The 17,017-nt window shown below is 56.9% G+C and carries 14 protein-coding genes; 5 read left to right on the forward strand and 9 right to left on the reverse strand.

Annotated features, from left to right (window positions below; genetic code table 11):
* Positions 1–5 precede the first annotated feature (5 nt).
* The 3 genes from FFS64_RS20840 to FFS64_RS20845 form a co-directional block, all read right to left on the reverse strand.
* On the reverse strand, positions 6–1,193 hold the full coding sequence (locus FFS64_RS20840; protein ID WP_137806968.1) for a hypothetical protein: 1,188 nt from the start codon (positions 1,191–1,193) through the stop codon (positions 6–8).
* A gap of 28 nt (positions 1,194–1,221) precedes the next feature.
* Positions 1,222–1,371: a hypothetical protein gene (locus FFS64_RS31320; protein ID WP_171017113.1), complete on the reverse strand. Its 150-nt coding sequence runs from the start codon at positions 1,369–1,371 to the stop codon at positions 1,222–1,224.
* Positions 1,372–1,629: 258 nt separating this feature from the next.
* Positions 1,630–5,169: a hypothetical protein gene (locus FFS64_RS20845; protein WP_137806969.1), complete on the reverse strand. Its 3,540-nt coding sequence runs from the start codon at positions 5,167–5,169 to the stop codon at positions 1,630–1,632.
* A 1,044-nt stretch (positions 5,170–6,213) separates the two neighbouring features.
* Between FFS64_RS20845 and FFS64_RS20850 the strand changes: the two genes are divergently transcribed.
* On the forward strand, positions 6,214–7,146 hold the full coding sequence (locus tag FFS64_RS20850) for a GlxA family transcriptional regulator (protein WP_137806970.1): 933 nt from the start codon (positions 6,214–6,216) through the stop codon (positions 7,144–7,146).
* A 104-nt stretch (positions 7,147–7,250) separates the two neighbouring features.
* Complete coding sequence (locus tag FFS64_RS20855) at positions 7,251–8,225, forward strand: nitrilase-related carbon-nitrogen hydrolase (RefSeq protein WP_137806971.1); 975 nt, start codon at positions 7,251–7,253, stop codon at positions 8,223–8,225.
* A gap of 69 nt (positions 8,226–8,294) precedes the next feature.
* On the opposite strand, the gene FFS64_RS20860 is transcribed toward FFS64_RS20855, so the two are convergent.
* Complete coding sequence (locus tag FFS64_RS20860; RefSeq protein ID WP_137806972.1) at positions 8,295–8,810, reverse strand: DoxX family protein; 516 nt, start codon at positions 8,808–8,810, stop codon at positions 8,295–8,297.
* A 286-nt stretch (positions 8,811–9,096) separates the two neighbouring features.
* Here FFS64_RS20860 and FFS64_RS20865 point away from each other — a divergent pair, with 286 nt between their 5' ends.
* Together FFS64_RS20865 and FFS64_RS20870 are read left to right on the forward strand one after the other, a co-directional pair.
* Positions 9,097–10,599 (forward strand): aldehyde dehydrogenase family protein, encoded by a 1,503-nt coding sequence (locus FFS64_RS20865; protein ID WP_137806973.1) that lies wholly within the window; start codon positions 9,097–9,099, stop codon positions 10,597–10,599.
* Positions 10,600–10,771: 172 nt separating this feature from the next.
* Complete coding sequence (locus FFS64_RS20870; RefSeq protein WP_095195066.1) at positions 10,772–11,122, forward strand: BON domain-containing protein; 351 nt, start codon at positions 10,772–10,774, stop codon at positions 11,120–11,122.
* 80 nt (positions 11,123–11,202) lie between these two features.
* Here the strand turns inward: FFS64_RS20870 and FFS64_RS20875 are convergent, their stop codons facing one another.
* Together FFS64_RS20875 and cynS are read right to left on the reverse strand one after the other, a co-directional pair.
* Positions 11,203–11,865, reverse strand: a complete 663-nt coding sequence (locus FFS64_RS20875; RefSeq protein WP_137806974.1) for a carbonic anhydrase — start codon at positions 11,863–11,865, stop codon at positions 11,203–11,205.
* 61 nt (positions 11,866–11,926) lie between these two features.
* The gene (gene cynS, locus FFS64_RS20880; protein WP_137806975.1) at positions 11,927–12,394 is read right to left on the reverse strand and encodes a cyanase; all 468 of its coding nucleotides are present in this window, start codon (positions 12,392–12,394) and stop codon (positions 11,927–11,929) included.
* Positions 12,395–12,516: 122 nt separating this feature from the next.
* Between cynS and cynR the strand changes: the two genes are divergently transcribed.
* Positions 12,517–13,398 carry a transcriptional regulator CynR gene (cynR, locus tag FFS64_RS20885; RefSeq protein WP_137806976.1) on the forward strand — a complete coding sequence of 294 codons (882 nt, stop codon included), beginning with the start codon at positions 12,517–12,519 and terminating at the stop codon, positions 13,396–13,398.
* Between the two features lie 141 nt (positions 13,399–13,539).
* Here the strand turns inward: cynR and FFS64_RS20890 are convergent, their stop codons facing one another.
* The 3 genes from FFS64_RS20890 to FFS64_RS20905 form a co-directional block, all read right to left on the reverse strand.
* On the reverse strand, positions 13,540–13,869 hold the full coding sequence (locus FFS64_RS20890; protein WP_137806977.1) for a hypothetical protein: 330 nt from the start codon (positions 13,867–13,869) through the stop codon (positions 13,540–13,542).
* Positions 13,870–14,391: 522 nt separating this feature from the next.
* Complete coding sequence (locus tag FFS64_RS20900) at positions 14,392–14,895, reverse strand: GNAT family N-acetyltransferase (RefSeq protein ID WP_137806979.1); 504 nt, start codon at positions 14,893–14,895, stop codon at positions 14,392–14,394.
* 66 nt (positions 14,896–14,961) lie between these two features.
* Entirely contained in the window at positions 14,962–16,917 is a 1,956-nt protein-coding gene (locus FFS64_RS20905; RefSeq protein ID WP_137806980.1) for a DNA topoisomerase III, read from the reverse strand.
* Positions 16,918–17,017: the final 100 nt, after the last annotated feature.

Here is a 17,017-nt window from a genome sequence, read left to right on the forward strand (position 1 = left end):
GTTCTTTAACTGATGCGCATTTTTGTGTTGGTTAGATCAGTTGCAAGATCAAAGAAGTAATTAACGTTCTTCTCTAGTTTAGCAAAGTGGGAACCATCTGCAGGTGGGAAGCGCATGATTTGTAATGCACTTTGTGTATTGAATTTAAGCTCTGTTACTGATGTTTTAAGTGCTTGAAGCTCAGTCTCTATAGAGCGGATTTCACAGTGAGACCAAAGAGGAAGGTGCTGATGCTTTAGACTTAGCATTCGGGTGAGTTCACTTAGGCCATAATGTGAGCCTGCACCTAAAAAAGTACCGTATAGTGCCAAGATTGTAGTGCCGGCATGACGAAAGAATTCTTGGTGTGCATATCCAAGAAGGGCAAAATTCCGGGATGCTGATGTGCTGCCAATGATTTGATGGTAAGTGTGCATTCGAATAATATTGTATTCGACAACTTTTTTCTGAGTTTCCGGGGTTACCAGCCAAGGTTGGGGAGGCTCAAGGGCCAAATCTTGAACCAATAATAATAGGGTTTTATATCTGATTGAATACAGGCCCAGCGTATTAACCAATCTTACGATTTCAGTTGACATTGTCCTGAGCCGATTTGTGCTGAATACTTGCGAGAGAAGTATTTCCGGTTCCGTTTCCGGGCATCGAGGCAAGCCAAGTGTTCGGCTAAGTATGTGGGGTAGAAGTTCGGTTGTGATGAACTTGTAATCAAGATCCCGTGACGTGCCATGATCCAGTACTTTGACAAATTCGCAATCGGGGTTTCCGTATCTCCGAATATAAGCTGCGGCCCACGTCGAGGTAGTATCACCAGTGAATCTGCCGGTTAGAGAAAGCCCTTCAAGTGCTATTACTACAGCTGCACGGATATCGGCGGTCGTTACTATGTGTTTATTGTCGTAAGTGTCGAGCACGTCCTTTAGTAGATCGATTATGTGTAGGGGGATTTTGATTGCTATATCTGTAGGTACACCAAGTTCTTTTAGTGAAGTGAATATTTTTTCCGTAGAGTATTCGATTTGTTTTGAAATCCGGAAGACCTTACCTGTTTCGGAGATCTCATTTTTAAAGCGCAGGTCGGCGGAGGCGAAGAATTTGTCGAATATATCTGCTTGCTCGGCGGGCGACAAATGGATGACTAGGTCGCCACCGACAAGCAGATTATCATTTCCTCCAATAATGTTTTTTGTCATCACCCTATAACTCCAAAGATGAAACTGGGACTTAGCCTTTAAAGTCTCCGCCTATGGTCATGTTGTCATTGCCTTTAATGTGTACGCTGTTGCCGATTTTTACGACCTTGGCAGCTACGAAAAGACTGACTAGTAATGAAAGAATTGATGAAATGGAATTTATGATTTCGAGGATTTCCATGATTTTTTCCTGGGAGGTGTGAGGACGGTAATCAAAAGTCTAGCGGGGTTTTAGAGTATGACAAGCTATTGCTTTCGGGATTTACTTGTTTTAGAGGGGCGGTTGTAGTATTTGATGGATTTGGTTTTTGATATAGATACATGGTGAATGGCTCTCTAAGTTGTCAATGGTTGTTTGGTTATGCTCTTTTGTGATTAGTGTTTCGCGTGCTTAACGGTTCGGGATACAAAGCTGAGGCAACTACACGCGTGTCTTTCTTTAGAACTTCGCATAATTCAACGCATCAACCAGCGCCGAGCCACCAATACCCGTCAGTGAAAGCAGCAGCGCGCGGACCAGCGGTTCCTCGGAATAGCGCGAGAATGACCCGGTATTGAGTGCCACTATGCGTTCGCGAATCATGCGGAATTTGTCGTAGAACGGCTTATCGGCAGGTGTTTCCAGCAGATAGGCATCGATGTGTCGCAAGGCGACCGTGCGCGCCTTTTCTGCTGCGCGACGAAGCGACAGCGCAGAGACCAGCAGCATCAGCGCGGTGAGCAGGAATGAAATGATGATGCTGGGTGGTGTTGGCCAGTTATCGAACAGGCTGCTGCGCGCCGCCAGCAGGATCAACATGACCAGTGTCGGCGCATAGATCAGCCGGCTGACCGCTGAGGTGCGCTTGGCGATCATTTGCAAGTCCACCCAGTCGTCGATGCAGGGATGTTTGTACTTCTCGCCAAATATCTCCCTATGTTTGAGCTGCAAACTTCTTGGCCAGATTGCATGATGATCGCTTAGATGGCGGATGAAACGCGTCAGTAGCAGATTGGCATCCACGACCCAGAACACCAGTGCCTGGAACGTCAGGGTTGGAATCAGCCAGCTCAACATCCACACTCTTGATTCGCCGCGTACGGGAATTTGCTCCATTGGCCAAGCGACAAAAAGTACGCTGGTGACCACGACGAAAATCCAGGTAGCAAAAAGAGCGCGTAGCATTCGGGCGCCGAACGACCCGCATACGCAGTGCTCGCCCCAGAACGGGGCAATGAAGATCATCTTGCGTCCGTCCGGGCCAACCCTGGTGGATGCACAGGACTTGGCCCAATCATCGCTGGCCCTTACCAGCGGGAAAAAGATGAACATCAGGCCTCGTCCCAACTCCTTGCACCAGCGACGAAGGGTCCAGCCCTTTTCGAGTCCTTTACGAAAGAAGCGCAGTGCTTGCCCTCGCAAGGTCATGGGATACCTGCACATGTGTGGTTGCAAATCGTAGCTGATCTCGATCTCGGTTCTGTTGATGCACAGGCTGCGCCAGCCCCATGCCAATGCCGACAGCGATATCAGCACCGCGGCCACACGCAGCGCCACGGTTGGCCAGGCACTGATACCTTCGAACAGGAACATCGGCTCACCCAACCCGTTGGCCGTCAACGTGCTACGCATCTGGTACGCCAGCATCAGCACAAGTACAAAGACGACGAGGGGAACCACGATGTACCACGCAGAGGCATTGGGTAAGTGGTTGATTGTGTCGGCGGCAGCGTCGTTTTTCAGCAAGGCCTGCCTTTCGGAGCGCCGGACAAGATTCGACGAGATGATGCCAAGTAAAATCAATAGAAAGGTGACCCAAAGGAATTCCGCGTGCCAGAAACGCGTGGCGATAAAGGCGCAGAATGCTGCCACTAGATACAGCGTGATAGGTACACCTCGTACCCAGCGATGGGTGAATTTGCTGTCATTCTTCGGAACTTCGATCCACCACCAGACGATGAACGCGCCGAGTAAAAGCAGTGTGACCGCCAGCGGTCCTGCCCAGAAGAACGATTGGGTGTTCTTGAGCTGATCGCGTACTGCCTGGGTGGTTTGAGGATAGGGCGGAGGTGACGGGTCCTGAAGACATCGCAACGCCATCAGGTCATGCGGTCGCAGGTCTTGATCCGACCGGGACAGCAATGTCGGTGCTTCGCAACTTGCGGGGCGATTGCCACTCAGCGGGCTCGCCAATGGGATGAATCCGCTGATGCCAATCTCATAGATGCCGGGCGAGAGCAGCTCTGATTTTGAATAGTCGAATTTTGCCCGCTTGGCATCGAAGGATTGTGGCGCCAGCGCCGCCAGAACAGAGATGAACACAGCGCTTTGCAGGCTGTCGCGGAACGGCGGTACATCCTGCTGCAGAGCTCGCGTCAGCGACAGGCCGTAGGGTGCGGCCAATATCAGATTGCGCGTGGTTTGCGCCTGTCCTCGTTGCAGCATGCGTGCGTCGAGGTCGGTGGAAAAGTACAGTTTGTATGGCATCCGGTTCTTGAGCGCCTGCAATGCCAATAGTTTGTCGTAGGCATCGACACCCAGTATTCCGATGGCGCCGATGCCGCTTTCACCGTTGCGTCGATAGGCTTCATCCACTTGCGCTATGTGGTCGGCCAGGCGCCGCAGATAATCAAGCTGTGAGTTTCCGTCGGCTTTCTCCAATGGACTCAAATCGATTTTGCTGGGGTCCTTGTTGTTCTTGCCGGTATCGGTACCAGTGGTTTTGTCGCTGCTGGCGGCTTCCTCCGGAAGTCGGCCGTCCAGGCCGCGCAAGTAGCTGAAGCGCAGAATCCACTGATTGACTACTGCCTTTTCATCGTCGTCGCGCAGGTTGGCGTCCTTGGCGACCTGGGCCTTGAAGCTTTCGATCAACGCGCGGCTGTAGAAACTGTCCCATTCCGAGATCAACGCGATGCGGTCGAAACTGCGCCAACTATTTCCCCCACAAGTCGATCCGACTCGGCGCAGGCTGCCTTTGTTGCAACGTACCCCGAACGCTGGATCGACATGGCGCAGTTTCAGCTCTTCCAACAGCAGCTGCGTCATGGTGCCGTCGTCGCTGACGGTGCGCAGTATTTTCATGGTCTCTTTGTACGGCGATTTCTTGTTTTTCGTGTCCTTTTCCTTTTCCGTGTCCTGATCACGAGGCTTGAGGCTTTTATCGAGGAGCTCGTTGTCGGCAGTGGCCAGAGGTGAATAGATCTCGATATGAGGAGGGGCGTTGCCGTCGGCCTCCTCTTCGTACATATCGCGAAGAATCGTCGAGGTTGCGGGGCCGATGACCTTCAGGACAGCGGGTGTCTCGGGTGGCTGTGTGCCGGTAGCGGGCGACTCCCGTAGACTGCCAAGTTTGGATGACAGGCTTACGCGTAATTTCTCCAGGTTCTGCAGTGGCTGTGAACCCAGAGCGTCTTGTTTGAGCCAGAACACGATTGTCTGGTTCGCAGGCGGCTGTGTTCCTTTTGGAGGTTGCACTCGATCAAGGGGATTGGAGACAAACATTTCATAAGGGATGGCGAGATCGCTTACCGACTCCGTTTCGTTGAATGTGAAATCCTTGGTAAGCCTCAAGCAATGTATGTACTGCTCCTGAGCAGGCACTCTGTGGGAATTTTTGAACCCGGCCAAAAGGGCGTATCGAGTACGACGCCGGCGCTCGACTTCATCGGCATAAGGGCCCCCTTCGACCAACGCCACCATGATGTCGGTGAGGGTGGTTTCTCCTGGCGGCGTTGTGATTTCGGGAACGCATAGTTTTTTCTCGGCCTCTTTGTTGCCGGTATCCCTGAGTTTTTTGCGATACCGCTCAAGCGCATCAAACGGGTCCTGCCATAGCCGCGCTTCGATAGGCAGTTGTGCCTGAAATTGTGCACCGACAGGACGTGGCTCCAGGAAGGGTTCGCGGGTCAGGGCGAATGTCGATACCACCAGACTTAGGATGACCGCGCTGCCTGGTAGCCAAAAAGCCAGGTTAGTACCTGAATCCTTGTTGTTGTCCATGGCCTGTCCCTCAGGTGGCCGACTGTTACTAGTTATGTATAGACCTGATTAACCAGATGGTTAAGAGCGGCTTTTTACCGGGCCAATTGGACTTTTTGTTGTGGCTGACCCAATCAGGTATCAACCGGCTTGCTGGATTGGAGCGGTTTTCTGCTGGTTGGTTAGTTGCGGGTGAGTTAGCGGTGGATTTAATTTCATGATCCAGGGGTGAAAGTTTGAAGGCATTTGTAATGTGCGTCCGTTTTTTTGTGGTATTTGTTTTTGCGTGGGGCGATTCAGTTGAACAAGACTGAAGTTGCGGGCCGAGTTGCGATGGGTGACAGGCTTAACCGGGTAGAGTGCCTGGAAGTATTCTGTTTTCTATTGGGTGCCCGAGGTGCCCGGTAAAAATAACTTTATGCCTTGCGGAGTGGCAATCAAGCTGATTTAGAGCGGTTTTATGCAGCGTGAAGGCAGGGAGCGTGGCACGCGGCATATTGAATATGATCCTGGCGGAGCCCATCGATTTCCGGCGGGACGCCCGTTAGTCCAGATATTGTGATGCAGTCATCTGGATCCAGTTTGTGCCGATGGAGTGGAAAAAAACATCATGTAAGGTGGCGAACTGTATATTTGCAGAATGCATCTTTCAGACGTTTTTGACGCACTACCATTTTTTGGTGCTTGGATCCATCAACGCTGATCCTGAATATTGGTGTGCTCGCTAAAGGCTCGTCTGTGAATTGCTTGTAAGAAGGCGTTGTGGTGGGTTGTTAATGCGATATGGAGATAGTCGATTATCGCTTGATTTCAAAATGTTCCAAAAAAATATTGAACTTTCGCTCTTCGTCTTTAATGCAGGGTGCGGATGTGTAAAGTTAATGATAATTTTCAAGCAGGTTCTAACTTCAAGTTGTAACGCCGGCTATACACTGTTCGAATCATTCGTGTCTACACGTAGCATGAACTCGTAAAAAGATCTCGTCGTCTTAAAGGTCAGGGGTGTAGAGTTTGTATGGCGTGAAATATGTTTTGCCACTTTTCAGGTCATCCGAGACGCCCGCCATGCACCCCATCGGCCTCATCGTTTACCCCGGGTTCCAGGTCCTGGGCCTGTCCATGTCCGCCACGTTCGAGCTGGCCAACAATGCCGCTGGCGAGCCGGTGTACAGCATCCAGTTGCTGTCCGAAACCGGCGGTCTGGTGCCCACCTCGGCAGGGTTCGCAGTGGAAACCACCGCATTCGACCAGCGTCCGTTCGATACGCTGTTGGTGATGGGCGATAACCTTATCCGTCCGGTCTCAGCAGGTTTGGTGGCGTTTGTGCAGCGAGCCAGTCAAAGTACCCGACGCTTGGGTTCGATCTGCACCGGGGCCATCGCCCTGGCCGAGGCCGGATTGCTCGACGGTCGCAGGGCAACCACGCACTGGTGCCATGCTGCGTCGCTGCAACAGGCTTATCCGAAAATCAAAGTCGAAGAGGACCGTATCTTTATCAACGATGGTCATATCTGGACCGCCGCCGGCATGAGCGCCTGCGTCGATCTGGCGCTGGCCCTGGTGGAAATGGATCTGGGCGCCGACGTCGCGCGGCGGGTGGCCAGGCAGTTGGTGGTGTATCACCGTCGGGCCGGCGGGCAGTCGCAGTTTTCGGTGATGCTGGAACTGGCGCCCAAGACCGACCGCATCCAGGCTGCGTTGACTTACGCCAAGCAAAACCTCAAGTCCACGTTGTCGGTGGAGGAGTTGGCCAATGCCGCCAATCTCAGTCCTCGTCAGTTCAGTCGGGTGTTTCATGCCGAGACCGGTCAATCGCCGGCCAAGGCCATCGAAAGCCTGCGGGTGGAGTCGGCCCGACTGATGATGGAAACCGGTCGGCACTCCATCGATGTGGTGGCGACTGACACCGGATTTGGTGACCGGGAGCGCATGCGTCGGGCGTTTATCCGGGCATTTGGCCAACCCCCGCAGGTGATTCAGCGTGCCAACCGGACATGACTATCATCATGTCCTAAAAGGTGGCGCATACGACATTTGAGTCTAAATATGATTGTCGTAATCTTGAACTCGTTGAAGCCCACTCCGTAAATGAGATCGCCATCATGACCCTCGTTAAAGCCGCCGCCGTACAAATCAGTCCCGTGCTCTACAGCCGTGAAGGCACGGTCAATAAAGTTGTGGAGAAGATCCTCGAACTCGGTAAGCAGGGCGTGCAATTCGCCGTGTTTCCGGAAACCATCGTGCCGTACTACCCGTATTTCTCTTTCGTCCAGGCGCCATTCGCAATGGCCGCGGAACATCTCAAGCTGCTGGACCAGGCCGTGACCGTACCGTCGGCGGCTACCGACGCCATAGGCGCAGCCGCCAGAGAGGCCGGCATGGTGGTGTCCATCGGCGTCAATGAACGTGACGGCGGCACGCTGTACAACACGCAGTTGCTGTTCGACGCCGACGGTACCTTGATCCAGAGCCGCCGCAAGATTACCCCGACGTATCACGAGCGCATGATCTGGGGCATGGGCGACGGCTCGGGCCTGCGTGCCGTCGACAGCGCGGTAGGGCGCATCGGTCAGTTGGCGTGCTGGGAACATTACAATCCGCTGGCCCGCTACGCCTTGATGGCCGATGGCGAACAGATCCACGCCTCGATGTACCCCGGCTCGTTCGCCGGTCCGCTGTTCGCCTCGCAAATGGAAGTCAACATCCGCCAGCATGCTCTGGAAGCGGCCTGCTTCGTGGTCAACTCCACCGCCTGGCTCGACCCTGAGCAACAGGCGCAGATCATGGCCGACACGGGTTGCCCGATCGGCCCGATCTCCGGTGGTTGCTACACCGCGATCATCGGCCCTGACGGCGTGGTGTTGGGCGTGTTGACCGAAGGTGAGGGCGAAGTGATCGTCGACCTCGACATGGGCCTGATCGACAAGCGCAAGCGCATGATGGATTCCCGTGGGCACTACAGCCGTCCGGAACTGCTGAGCCTGCTGATCGACCGTACACCGCATGCTCATGTTCATGAGCGCGGCGCGCATCCGAAGCTGTCCGAGACAGAGGCGGTGGAAGAGGTGGTTCGATAACGTCCAAACAAAAAAAGGGGACTTCATTGAAGTCCCCTTTTGCTTGTCCAGTGTTTAACGCATTTCGTTTCAGTGCTGATTGCGACGCCAGAAGACGCGCGCCAGCAGCGCATCGAGGCTGAGTTTGCCCGGACCTGTGAACACCAGTGGCACCAGGGCGGCGAGGTAGATCAGCGGCAGTTTGAAGTTGCCGTAACCTTTGTTGGTGATGGAGTAACCCTGGGCCAGTTCGCTCAAGGTCGACCAGTCGGCGGGCCAGTGAACGGCGGCAGTCGCGACAATGGTGACCACGATCAGGCTGATCGCCGAAAAGCGCGTGGCCAGTCCCGCCAGCAGGGCGAGGGCGCAGATCAGTTCCACCCACATCGACAGTTCCCAGTTCAACGTGGCCGGCAGGTGGTTGAACGGAAACAGGAAGCGGTCCTGGATATCGGCGAACCAGTTCTCGCCATTGTATTTTTCCAGGCCTGACTCGAAAAATTCCCAGGCCAGGAATACCCGCAGCGTCAGCGGCGCGATCCAGCTGCCAGCACGGTCAAGGTTCAGGTGCAGGCCTTTGACGGCCGATGAAATCGAAGTACTCATGGACATTGGTCTCCTTCAAGTCAGGGATGTCGGGCGACGCGTGCCCGTTCAGCGCAAGGATCGGCTTGGCCAATCGACAGGTGAATTTCATCAGGCAGGTGTATCTGCGATGTGTCCCCGGCGCGGGGGTTTGAAGGTTTGTTGTGTCAGGGGCGGGGCTGTACACACTTTGATACGTAGTAAAGACACCACCGCTCCCACAAGGGGCGCAGGGCGGTCGGCGGATGACGCTCACGGACTTTTGCTATACATTTTCCCCCCGCCCATTGCATGGTGTAACCGCTTCATGTCTCTTGCGCTCGAACGTCTAGTCGCTGGCACGCCGATCCCTTTCGCCGGTAATCGTGTCACTGTGGTCAGCCCCGAACTGGCGGCGCGCTTCCAGCCCGGAGACCATCTGTTGGTGGAGCAGGTCAGCGGCGAATTGTTGTTGATTCCGGTGGCTGACCAGCAGGCGGCAGCCGTTGCCATCGAACGTGCGGAGGCGGCATTTATCGCAATGTCGGCGGTGTCGGATCAGGCCATCAGCACCTTCTTCGATCTGTTCGCCCAACGCCTGGAAAACCCGGCGTGCTGGGCCTTGATCGAAGCGGCCAACCAGGCCGACATCGAGCGCGCCAAGGCCCGTGGTCGTTCGACCACGCGCTTGCTGGCCGACGAACGCATGCGCCGCGACATGATTGCCGGGCTGCGTGCCTGGCGCGATGCCTCGGCCTCGCGCGGCAAAGTCATCAGTTGTGTCGAGCACGATGGCTGGAAAGTCGAGCAAGTGGTGTCGCCGCTGGGCATCGTCGCCTTCGTCTTCGAAGGCCGGCCGAACGTCTTCGCCGATGCCGCCGGTGTATTGCGCACCGGCAACACGGCGGTCCTGCGCATTGGCAGCGATGCGTTGGGCACCGCCCAGGCGATCGTCATCCATGCACTCAATCCCGCGCTCGCCGATGCTGGCTTGCCGAGCGGCGCCGTGTCGCTGGTGGAAAGCGTCAATCATGCCGCCGGTTGGGCGATGTTTGCCGACCGCCGTCTGTCACTGGCGGTGGCCCGTGGTTCGGGGCGTGCCGTCAGCCAGTTGGGCAGCATCGCGCAGCAGGCCGGCACCGCCGTCAGCCTGCACGGCACCGGTGGTGCCTGGCTGATCGCCGACACCGATGCCGATGCCACGCGTTTGGCCAGCGTGGTGCGCAACTCCCTCGACCGCAAGGTCTGCAACACCCTGAACGTCTGCCTGATTCACCGCGACCGCGCCGCCGAACTGGTACCGCTGTTTCTCGACGCACTGCAACAGGCCGGCAAGGCACGGGGCCAGGGCTGTAAGTTGCACATCGTCGAGGGTAGCGAAGCGTTCCTGCCCGGCGATTGGCAAAGCGCGACCGTCGAGGTTTACCGCGCCGAAGGCTACCGCACCGAAGCCCTGGCCGAAGCGCTGCCCGAAGAGCAATTGGGCCGCGAGTGGGAGTGGGAAGAAACCCCGGAAGTCAGCCTGAAAATCGTCGACGACCTGGACAGTGCCATCGCCTTGTTCAATCGCTACAGCCCGCAGTTCACGGTGTCGCTGATCAGCGAAGACGCGGCGACGCAGGAGCGTTTCTACAACGCGGTCAACGCACCATTTGTCGGCAACGGCATTACCCGTTGGGTCGACGGCCAGTACGCACTCAACAAACCGGAACTGGGCCTGTCGAACTGGGAGAGAGGCCGGCTGTTTGCGCGCAGCGCGATTCTCTCGGGTGATGGCGTGTTTACCATTCGCAGCCGCATGACCCAGACGGATCTGTCGGTCAAGCGTTGAGTCGGCACCCCCGACCCCAGGCGAAGGCCGCACTATACTTTTCATGTGCGTCTGTATTGGCGGGCGAGCACTCCAAAACGAATCAGATGTTCCATACGCTCGCCTGAGAGGCAGAGGGCTGCACCGCAAATGGGGTGGGCAGCGCATCTGCTTCCGTGAAGAGGGTTGCATCATGAAACTTCATTCGTTTCAACATTACTCTCAGGATCTGGAAAGGGGCGTTCACGACACGTGGATTACCGCCAGGGTGAAGTCAGCCCTGGCCATGGCCGAACCAAGCCTGGGTTTGCAAATCCATGTCAAAACCCATGGGGGCACGGTGGCGCTGAGCGGTCGCGTCAACACCCATAAACAGTGTGAGCAAGCGGTTGGTCTGGCTCGTTCGGTTCAGGGCGTCGTCGAAGTCGATGCCCGAGACCTGCTGACACACGTGTTCACGCCAGGCCATATTCCTGAACCGCCCAACGCTGAAGAGGCCCCTGAAAAGCGCTCACAATCGTCAACAAGGATGGACGATAAATAGCCCTGTCGATCGTGTCGGTCCAGCGCTCCCGGGAGTCGGGAGCGCTGCCCCGATCGTCTCTCTGTCAGTAGGTTCAAACTTCAGGCTGCTGCTTCTGCGGATCGTGCGGGAAGGGCGCAGGTGTACGGATACTCGCAGAGCGCCACGAAGTGATGGCTGTTGGCATCCAGGGCATCGACCGAACCGGTCTCGATGTCGTAAACCCAACCATGCAAATTCAACAGGCCTTTCTCCCGGGCCAGGCGCACGCTCGGGTGCGTCTGGATATTGGCCAGTTGCGCGATCACGTTTTCGCGCACCATCGAGCTGACTTTCGCCGCTTCACTGGCATGCGGCCGGGATTCGTTGATGACTTTTGCCGACTCGGCGTGTTGCAGCCAACTGCCGACGGCGGGCAGATGATCCATGCAGGTGCACTTGGCGACAGCGGTCATGGCGCCGCAGTCCGAATGGCCACAGATGACGATATCGGTCACCCCCAGTACCGCGACGGCGTACTCGACCGTGGCCGAAACACCGCCGGGATGGGGGCTGTAGGAGGGCACGATATTGCCGGCGTTACGGATCACGAATAGCTCACCGGGCTCTTGCTGGGTCAGCAGTTCCGGCACTACCCGGCTGTCGGAACAGGTGATGAACAAAGTACCCGGGTGTTGGGTGGTGGCCAGGTGTTTGAACAGATCAGTGCGTTGCGGAAAGGCTTCTTTCTGGAACTTTAGAAAACCTTCGATGAGCGCTTTCATGGTTGCGTCCTCGTGAATGTGACAGGTGTGGCCCGCGCGGCGGTGCGGGCCATGTATCAACTTAGAAAGGACGCAGGGGCAGGAACTTGCCGTCGAGGGTGATCACTGCACGGTGGCCACCTTCAGGATCTTCGACTTTCTTCATATCGAGCTTGAAGTTGATCGCGCTGATGATGCCGTCGCCGAACTGCTCATGAACCAGCGCTTTGAGGGTCGTGCCGTAGATCTGGATCATTTCGTAGAAGCGGTAGATGGTCGGGTCGGTGGGGACACCCGAGAGGCTGCCGCGCAGCGGTATGATCTGCAGGCGGGCTACCAAGTCGGCATCCAGGTCCAGTTTTTCGCCGATCACCTTGGCCGCGGCTTCAGGCAATGGGTGCTGGCCGAGCAGAGCAGCAGTGACGTATGCCAAGCCAAGGCCGGTGCCTTCAGCGACGTCTTCAAAGGACAGATTTTTGCGGGCTTTTGCGTCGAGAATCCTGGCGGTCAGTTCAAGGCTGGTGTCGTTGTAGGCGTGGGACTGTTGCATGGTGAATCTCCTGTTGCAGGGGGTTGTGCTTGGGTGTGGAATCATCTTCTGCCGATCCATTCATAGCGTCCAAGACCGATATACAATGCAAAGCATAAGTACTGCCTATGGATGGTTTACCCATGCTGCTACGTCATCTGCGTTATTTGCTGGCCGTCGCCGACAACGGCGGTTTCACCCGTGCCGCCGAAGCCTTGCACGTGTCGCAGCCGACCCTTTCGCAACAGATTCGGCAGCTGGAAGAAACCCTCGGCGTCAACCTGTTCGACCGCACCTCGCGCACGGTCAAACCCACCGATGCAGGCCAGGCCTATATCGAATGCGCCCGTCGGGTGCTGGTGGAACTGGAGGCAGGCAAGCGTGCGCTGCATGACGTGAAGGACTTGTCCCGCGGCAGCTTGCGCCTGGCCATGACCCCGACCTTCATGGCGTACCTGGTGGGGCCGCTGGTGCGCGAATACGTGGAGCGGTATCCGAATATCCACCTGGAGGTGTTCGAATTGTCGATGGACGACATCGAAACCGGGTTGGCGGAGGATTCACTGGATATCGCGATTGCGTTTGATCAGGTGAGGAACGCCGACATCGAGTCGATCCCGGCGTTTACCGAGACGTTGGGGTTGATGGTTGGCCGGGCGCATCCGTTGTATGAGTACCAGGCCCCATTGACCACGCAACAGATGGCGGAACTGGCGTTTGCCTTGTTGACCCCGGGTTTCGTCACACGCACCTGCATTGACGAGTATTTCGTTCAGGCGGCGATCACACCGAAGGTGGCCATTGAGGTCAATTCGGTCAATACGCTGCTGGAAGTCATTCGTCACACTGCCATGGCGACGATCCTCCCGGAACCTATCGCCACCGGCGATCGTGCCTTGCGCAAGATTCCATTGGCAGGTGAGGCGCCGAGGCGTGGGGCGGCGTTGCTTCGGCGCAAGAACAACTATCACAGCGCGGCAGCGTTGGCGTTTGTCGATCTGGTGCTGGGTACCGATCTCTCATAACCAACACAAACCCCTGTGGGAGCGAGCAAGCCCGCTCACACATTTGATTGGCTGTGAACCTTAATATCGGGCATTAAAAAAGGCCTGCTCTTTTTGAGAGCAGGCCCTTTTATTTAATGAGTCAGCGACGACTCAACTTAATTAGTACAACCGATCAATCACCCGAACTTCGTTCTGGTTCTGCATCGAGGCCCAGGCCTGTTTTAGCGTTTGCAGAACACTGCCGATGAAGTCTTTGTCGGCCGCGGCTTTCTTGCCGACGTAGCCCTGGCCGCGACGGTACATCTTCAGTCGGGCAAGCAGGTTCTGGTTGTTCTGGTCGAACTCCGCTTCATGGGCGTGGGGCGACAGGCAATCGATATGAACGCTGCCCGATTTGCTGATCCACAGAATATGGTTGTCGAGCGTATCTTTTTTCGCCGCGAACAGACGAGCCAGTTCTTCGATAGTCGGTTGATTGTTCAGATTCATCATAAAGCTCCCTCGACCAATTGGTGATCTTTCAAAGTTGATTCGCTAATACAAGTAGCCCATCGGTTAGTTGATCCCTGGCACCGAAACCAGGACGTCAGCAGTCGTCCGCCGAAATCGGCGAGGTCCTGCGTCTGTTGCATGTAGTCGTGTTGAATAACTGCTACGCAATAGCGTCACAACGAAGAGAAGCGGCGAAAACCTTCTGGCCCTGCCGACGCTTTCAGGGTCGGCCACAAGCTTCATGAGGATGGATCGCCAGCGCTTCTCGCCCTTGTACTGGACGTTCAGGCCAGGTCAGCTTCTTCAATCTGCCTTGTGGGCAGCGTGTATCCGGAAAAAACAGCTCGGCGGTCAGACGAGCTTGCTCAAACGTGTTGCCTGTACTCCCGATCGGGGAGACGTCTGCATCATGCAAGGGCAATTCGAAGGCGTCAACGGTTTTGTAGTGATTATTTTTTGGCACTACATATTGTCGGACAAAGCTGTGTGGAATTAGAAAAGGAGAGCGCAAAGCGCCGGTCAGGAGGGTTGCGGCGAGACTTCGAAGCGGTAGAGGGTGCAGGGATAACCCTTGATCGTTTGCTGATGCCGGGTGAATCCGTCCCGGCTGAGCCCCGGCATGGCCGCCGTCCAGAACAGGCGCGCGGGCTGGTTGGCCTCGATGTGGAAAATCTGCCATTGACCGGGGAAGCGGCTCAAGAGGGTGGATACGACAAACTTCGCGACGCCCTGGCCACGAAAGCGCCGTGCGACAAACAGGTAGCCGATGTTGTAGCAGGCGCCGGGCAGGTGGGTGTCGTCATCCACGGTCACGAAACCTGCCAGTTCGCCGTCGACGCGGATCAGAAACGGCTGGGTCGCGGGTTTGCGCCAGTAGTCCGGCAGGGGCTGAATGTTGAAAAAGCCGTGCTCACCCAGTTTCAGCGGCAACCACTCGCTGAAGTCATAGGTGTAGAACTGCATCAGGTTTTCGATGGTTTCCAGTTCGTCGCGTTGGGCGGGGTGCAGTTCTATCGAGGGCATGCGAAGTCGCTCCTGAGACGCGATACCAGTCAGTCAAGGATAGATCGAACCTCGGTGTGATTTGCTTCAAGCCTTGCTCGACGGTTTTGCTGTGCGTTTAGCGCCAGTCGATGCCTTGCGCTTGGCGGGCTTGCGCTTGTTTTTCCAGGGCGTGGCACCACGCCCGGCGGGGCTTGCCGGGCCGCTGATGGTCAGGCTCAGGCCCGCGCAACGGCTGACCTGCTTGCTCATCCAGGCGGCCTGTTTGGTGACGAATTCTTCGAGGCTCATTTCGCCGCTCTGCACCATGTCCAGTGCCTGCTCCCAGATCGCCGTGGTGCCCGGATCGGCAATCGCTCGCGGCACGGCATCGATCAGGCTGAACGCGGCCGGGGTTGCTGAAAGTGCCTTGCCGTTCTTGATCAGGTAACCGCGGTCGAGCAGGCCCTGGATGATCGAGGCGCGGGTCGCCTCTGTGCCGATACCGGTGGTGTCCTTGAGTTTCTGCTTGAGCAGCGGATCTTCCACTAGCCTGGCCACGTTCTTCATGGCTTTGATCAGGTCGCCTTCGGTGAAGGGCTTGGGCGGTTGGGTCCACAGGTCCTTGAGTTGTACACCAGCCACTGCGCAATCAATGCCTTCGCTGAGGTTGGGCAGGGTTTGCGGGGCCGGCGCTTCACGAGCCTTGTTCGGGTTTGGGGCAAGGGCTTCGGGCAGGGCGCGTTTCCAGCCGGCTTCGACGATCTGCTTGCCGACCGCGCGCAAGGCTTCACCGGCACAATCGAAGTCGGCCTGGGTGCGGTCGTATTCGTGATTGGGCAGGAACTGCGCCAGATACCGTGCGCGGATCAGGGTGTAGACCGCACGCTGTTTGCCCACCAGTCGTTCGAGGTTCTTCGCCGCCGCGGTGGGAATGATGCCGTGGTGCGCGCTGACCTTGGCATCGTTCCAGGCCCGTGAGCGGCGTTGCGGTTCCAGGTGATCGTGCAAGGCGTTCAGCGCCGGATCGGCCTGGCGTAATGCTGCCAGAATGCCCGGCGCCTCGCTGTGCTGGCTGAGCGGCAGATAACCGCAGTCGCTGCGCGGGTAGGTGATGACTTTGTGGGTTTCGTAGAGCGCTTGGGCGATATCGAGGGTTTCCTGGGCGCCGAGCCCGAGTTTCTTCGAGCAGACTTCCTGCAAGGTGCCCAGGTCGAACGGCAGCGGGGCCACTTCGCGCATCCGCTCGGTGCGCAGCTTGATCACCCTGGCGCTCGCTGCGCCCGTGATCGCGGCAGCGGCCTGCTGGGCCAGCGCCTGATTCAGGCAGCGATCCTGATCGTCACAAGCGTCGGCGGCCGCCCGCCATTGGGCGGTGAAGGGGATACCGTGATGCAGCAGTTGCACGTCGATGGCCCAATAGGCGACCGGTACGAAATCGGCAATGCTGCGGTCGCGATCCACCACCAGGCGCAGGGTCGGCGTTTGCACCCGGCCGACCGGCAACACGCCCTGATAACCGGACTGGCGCCCCAGCAGGGTGAACAGCCGGCTCATGTTCATCCCGATCAGCCAATCGGCCCGGCTACGGCCCAGTGCCGAATGGTACAGGCTGAAGGTTTCGACACCCGGTTTGAGCGCGGCGAGGGCCTTGCGGATCGAGGCATCGTCCAGCGCCGACAGCCACAAGCGACGGATCGGCCCACGATAGCGGCAATGCTCCACCAGTTCCCGGGCGATCATCTCGCCTTCACGGTCGGCGTCGGTGGCAATGATCAGTTCGGAGGCTTCACCGAGCAGGCGCTTGACGGCCTTGTACTGGCTGGCCGTGCGAGGTTTGACGGTCATCTTCCATTTGTCCGGAATGATCGGCAGATCCGCCAGCACCCAGCGTTTGTAGCGCGCGTCATACGCATCCGGCGGCGCGGTTTCCAGCAGGTGACCGATGCACCAGGTCACCGTGACGTCTGTTCCCAGCCAGCAGCCATCACCGCGACGCCTGGCGCCGAGTACGGCCGCAATGTCTTTGGCCTGGGAAGGTTTTTCACAGAGGTACAGCCGCATAACCACCATCGTCGATCAGTGTCCGGGAGGTGTACAGAATGGCGGGTGATGAGCGCGGGAGCAATCTTTATCTGTATGGATGTACAGCGGGTGCGTTGCG

The sequence above is a fragment of the Pseudomonas sp. G(2018) genome, from assembly GCF_005502415.1.
GTDB lineage: Bacteria > Pseudomonadota > Gammaproteobacteria > Pseudomonadales > Pseudomonadaceae > Aquipseudomonas.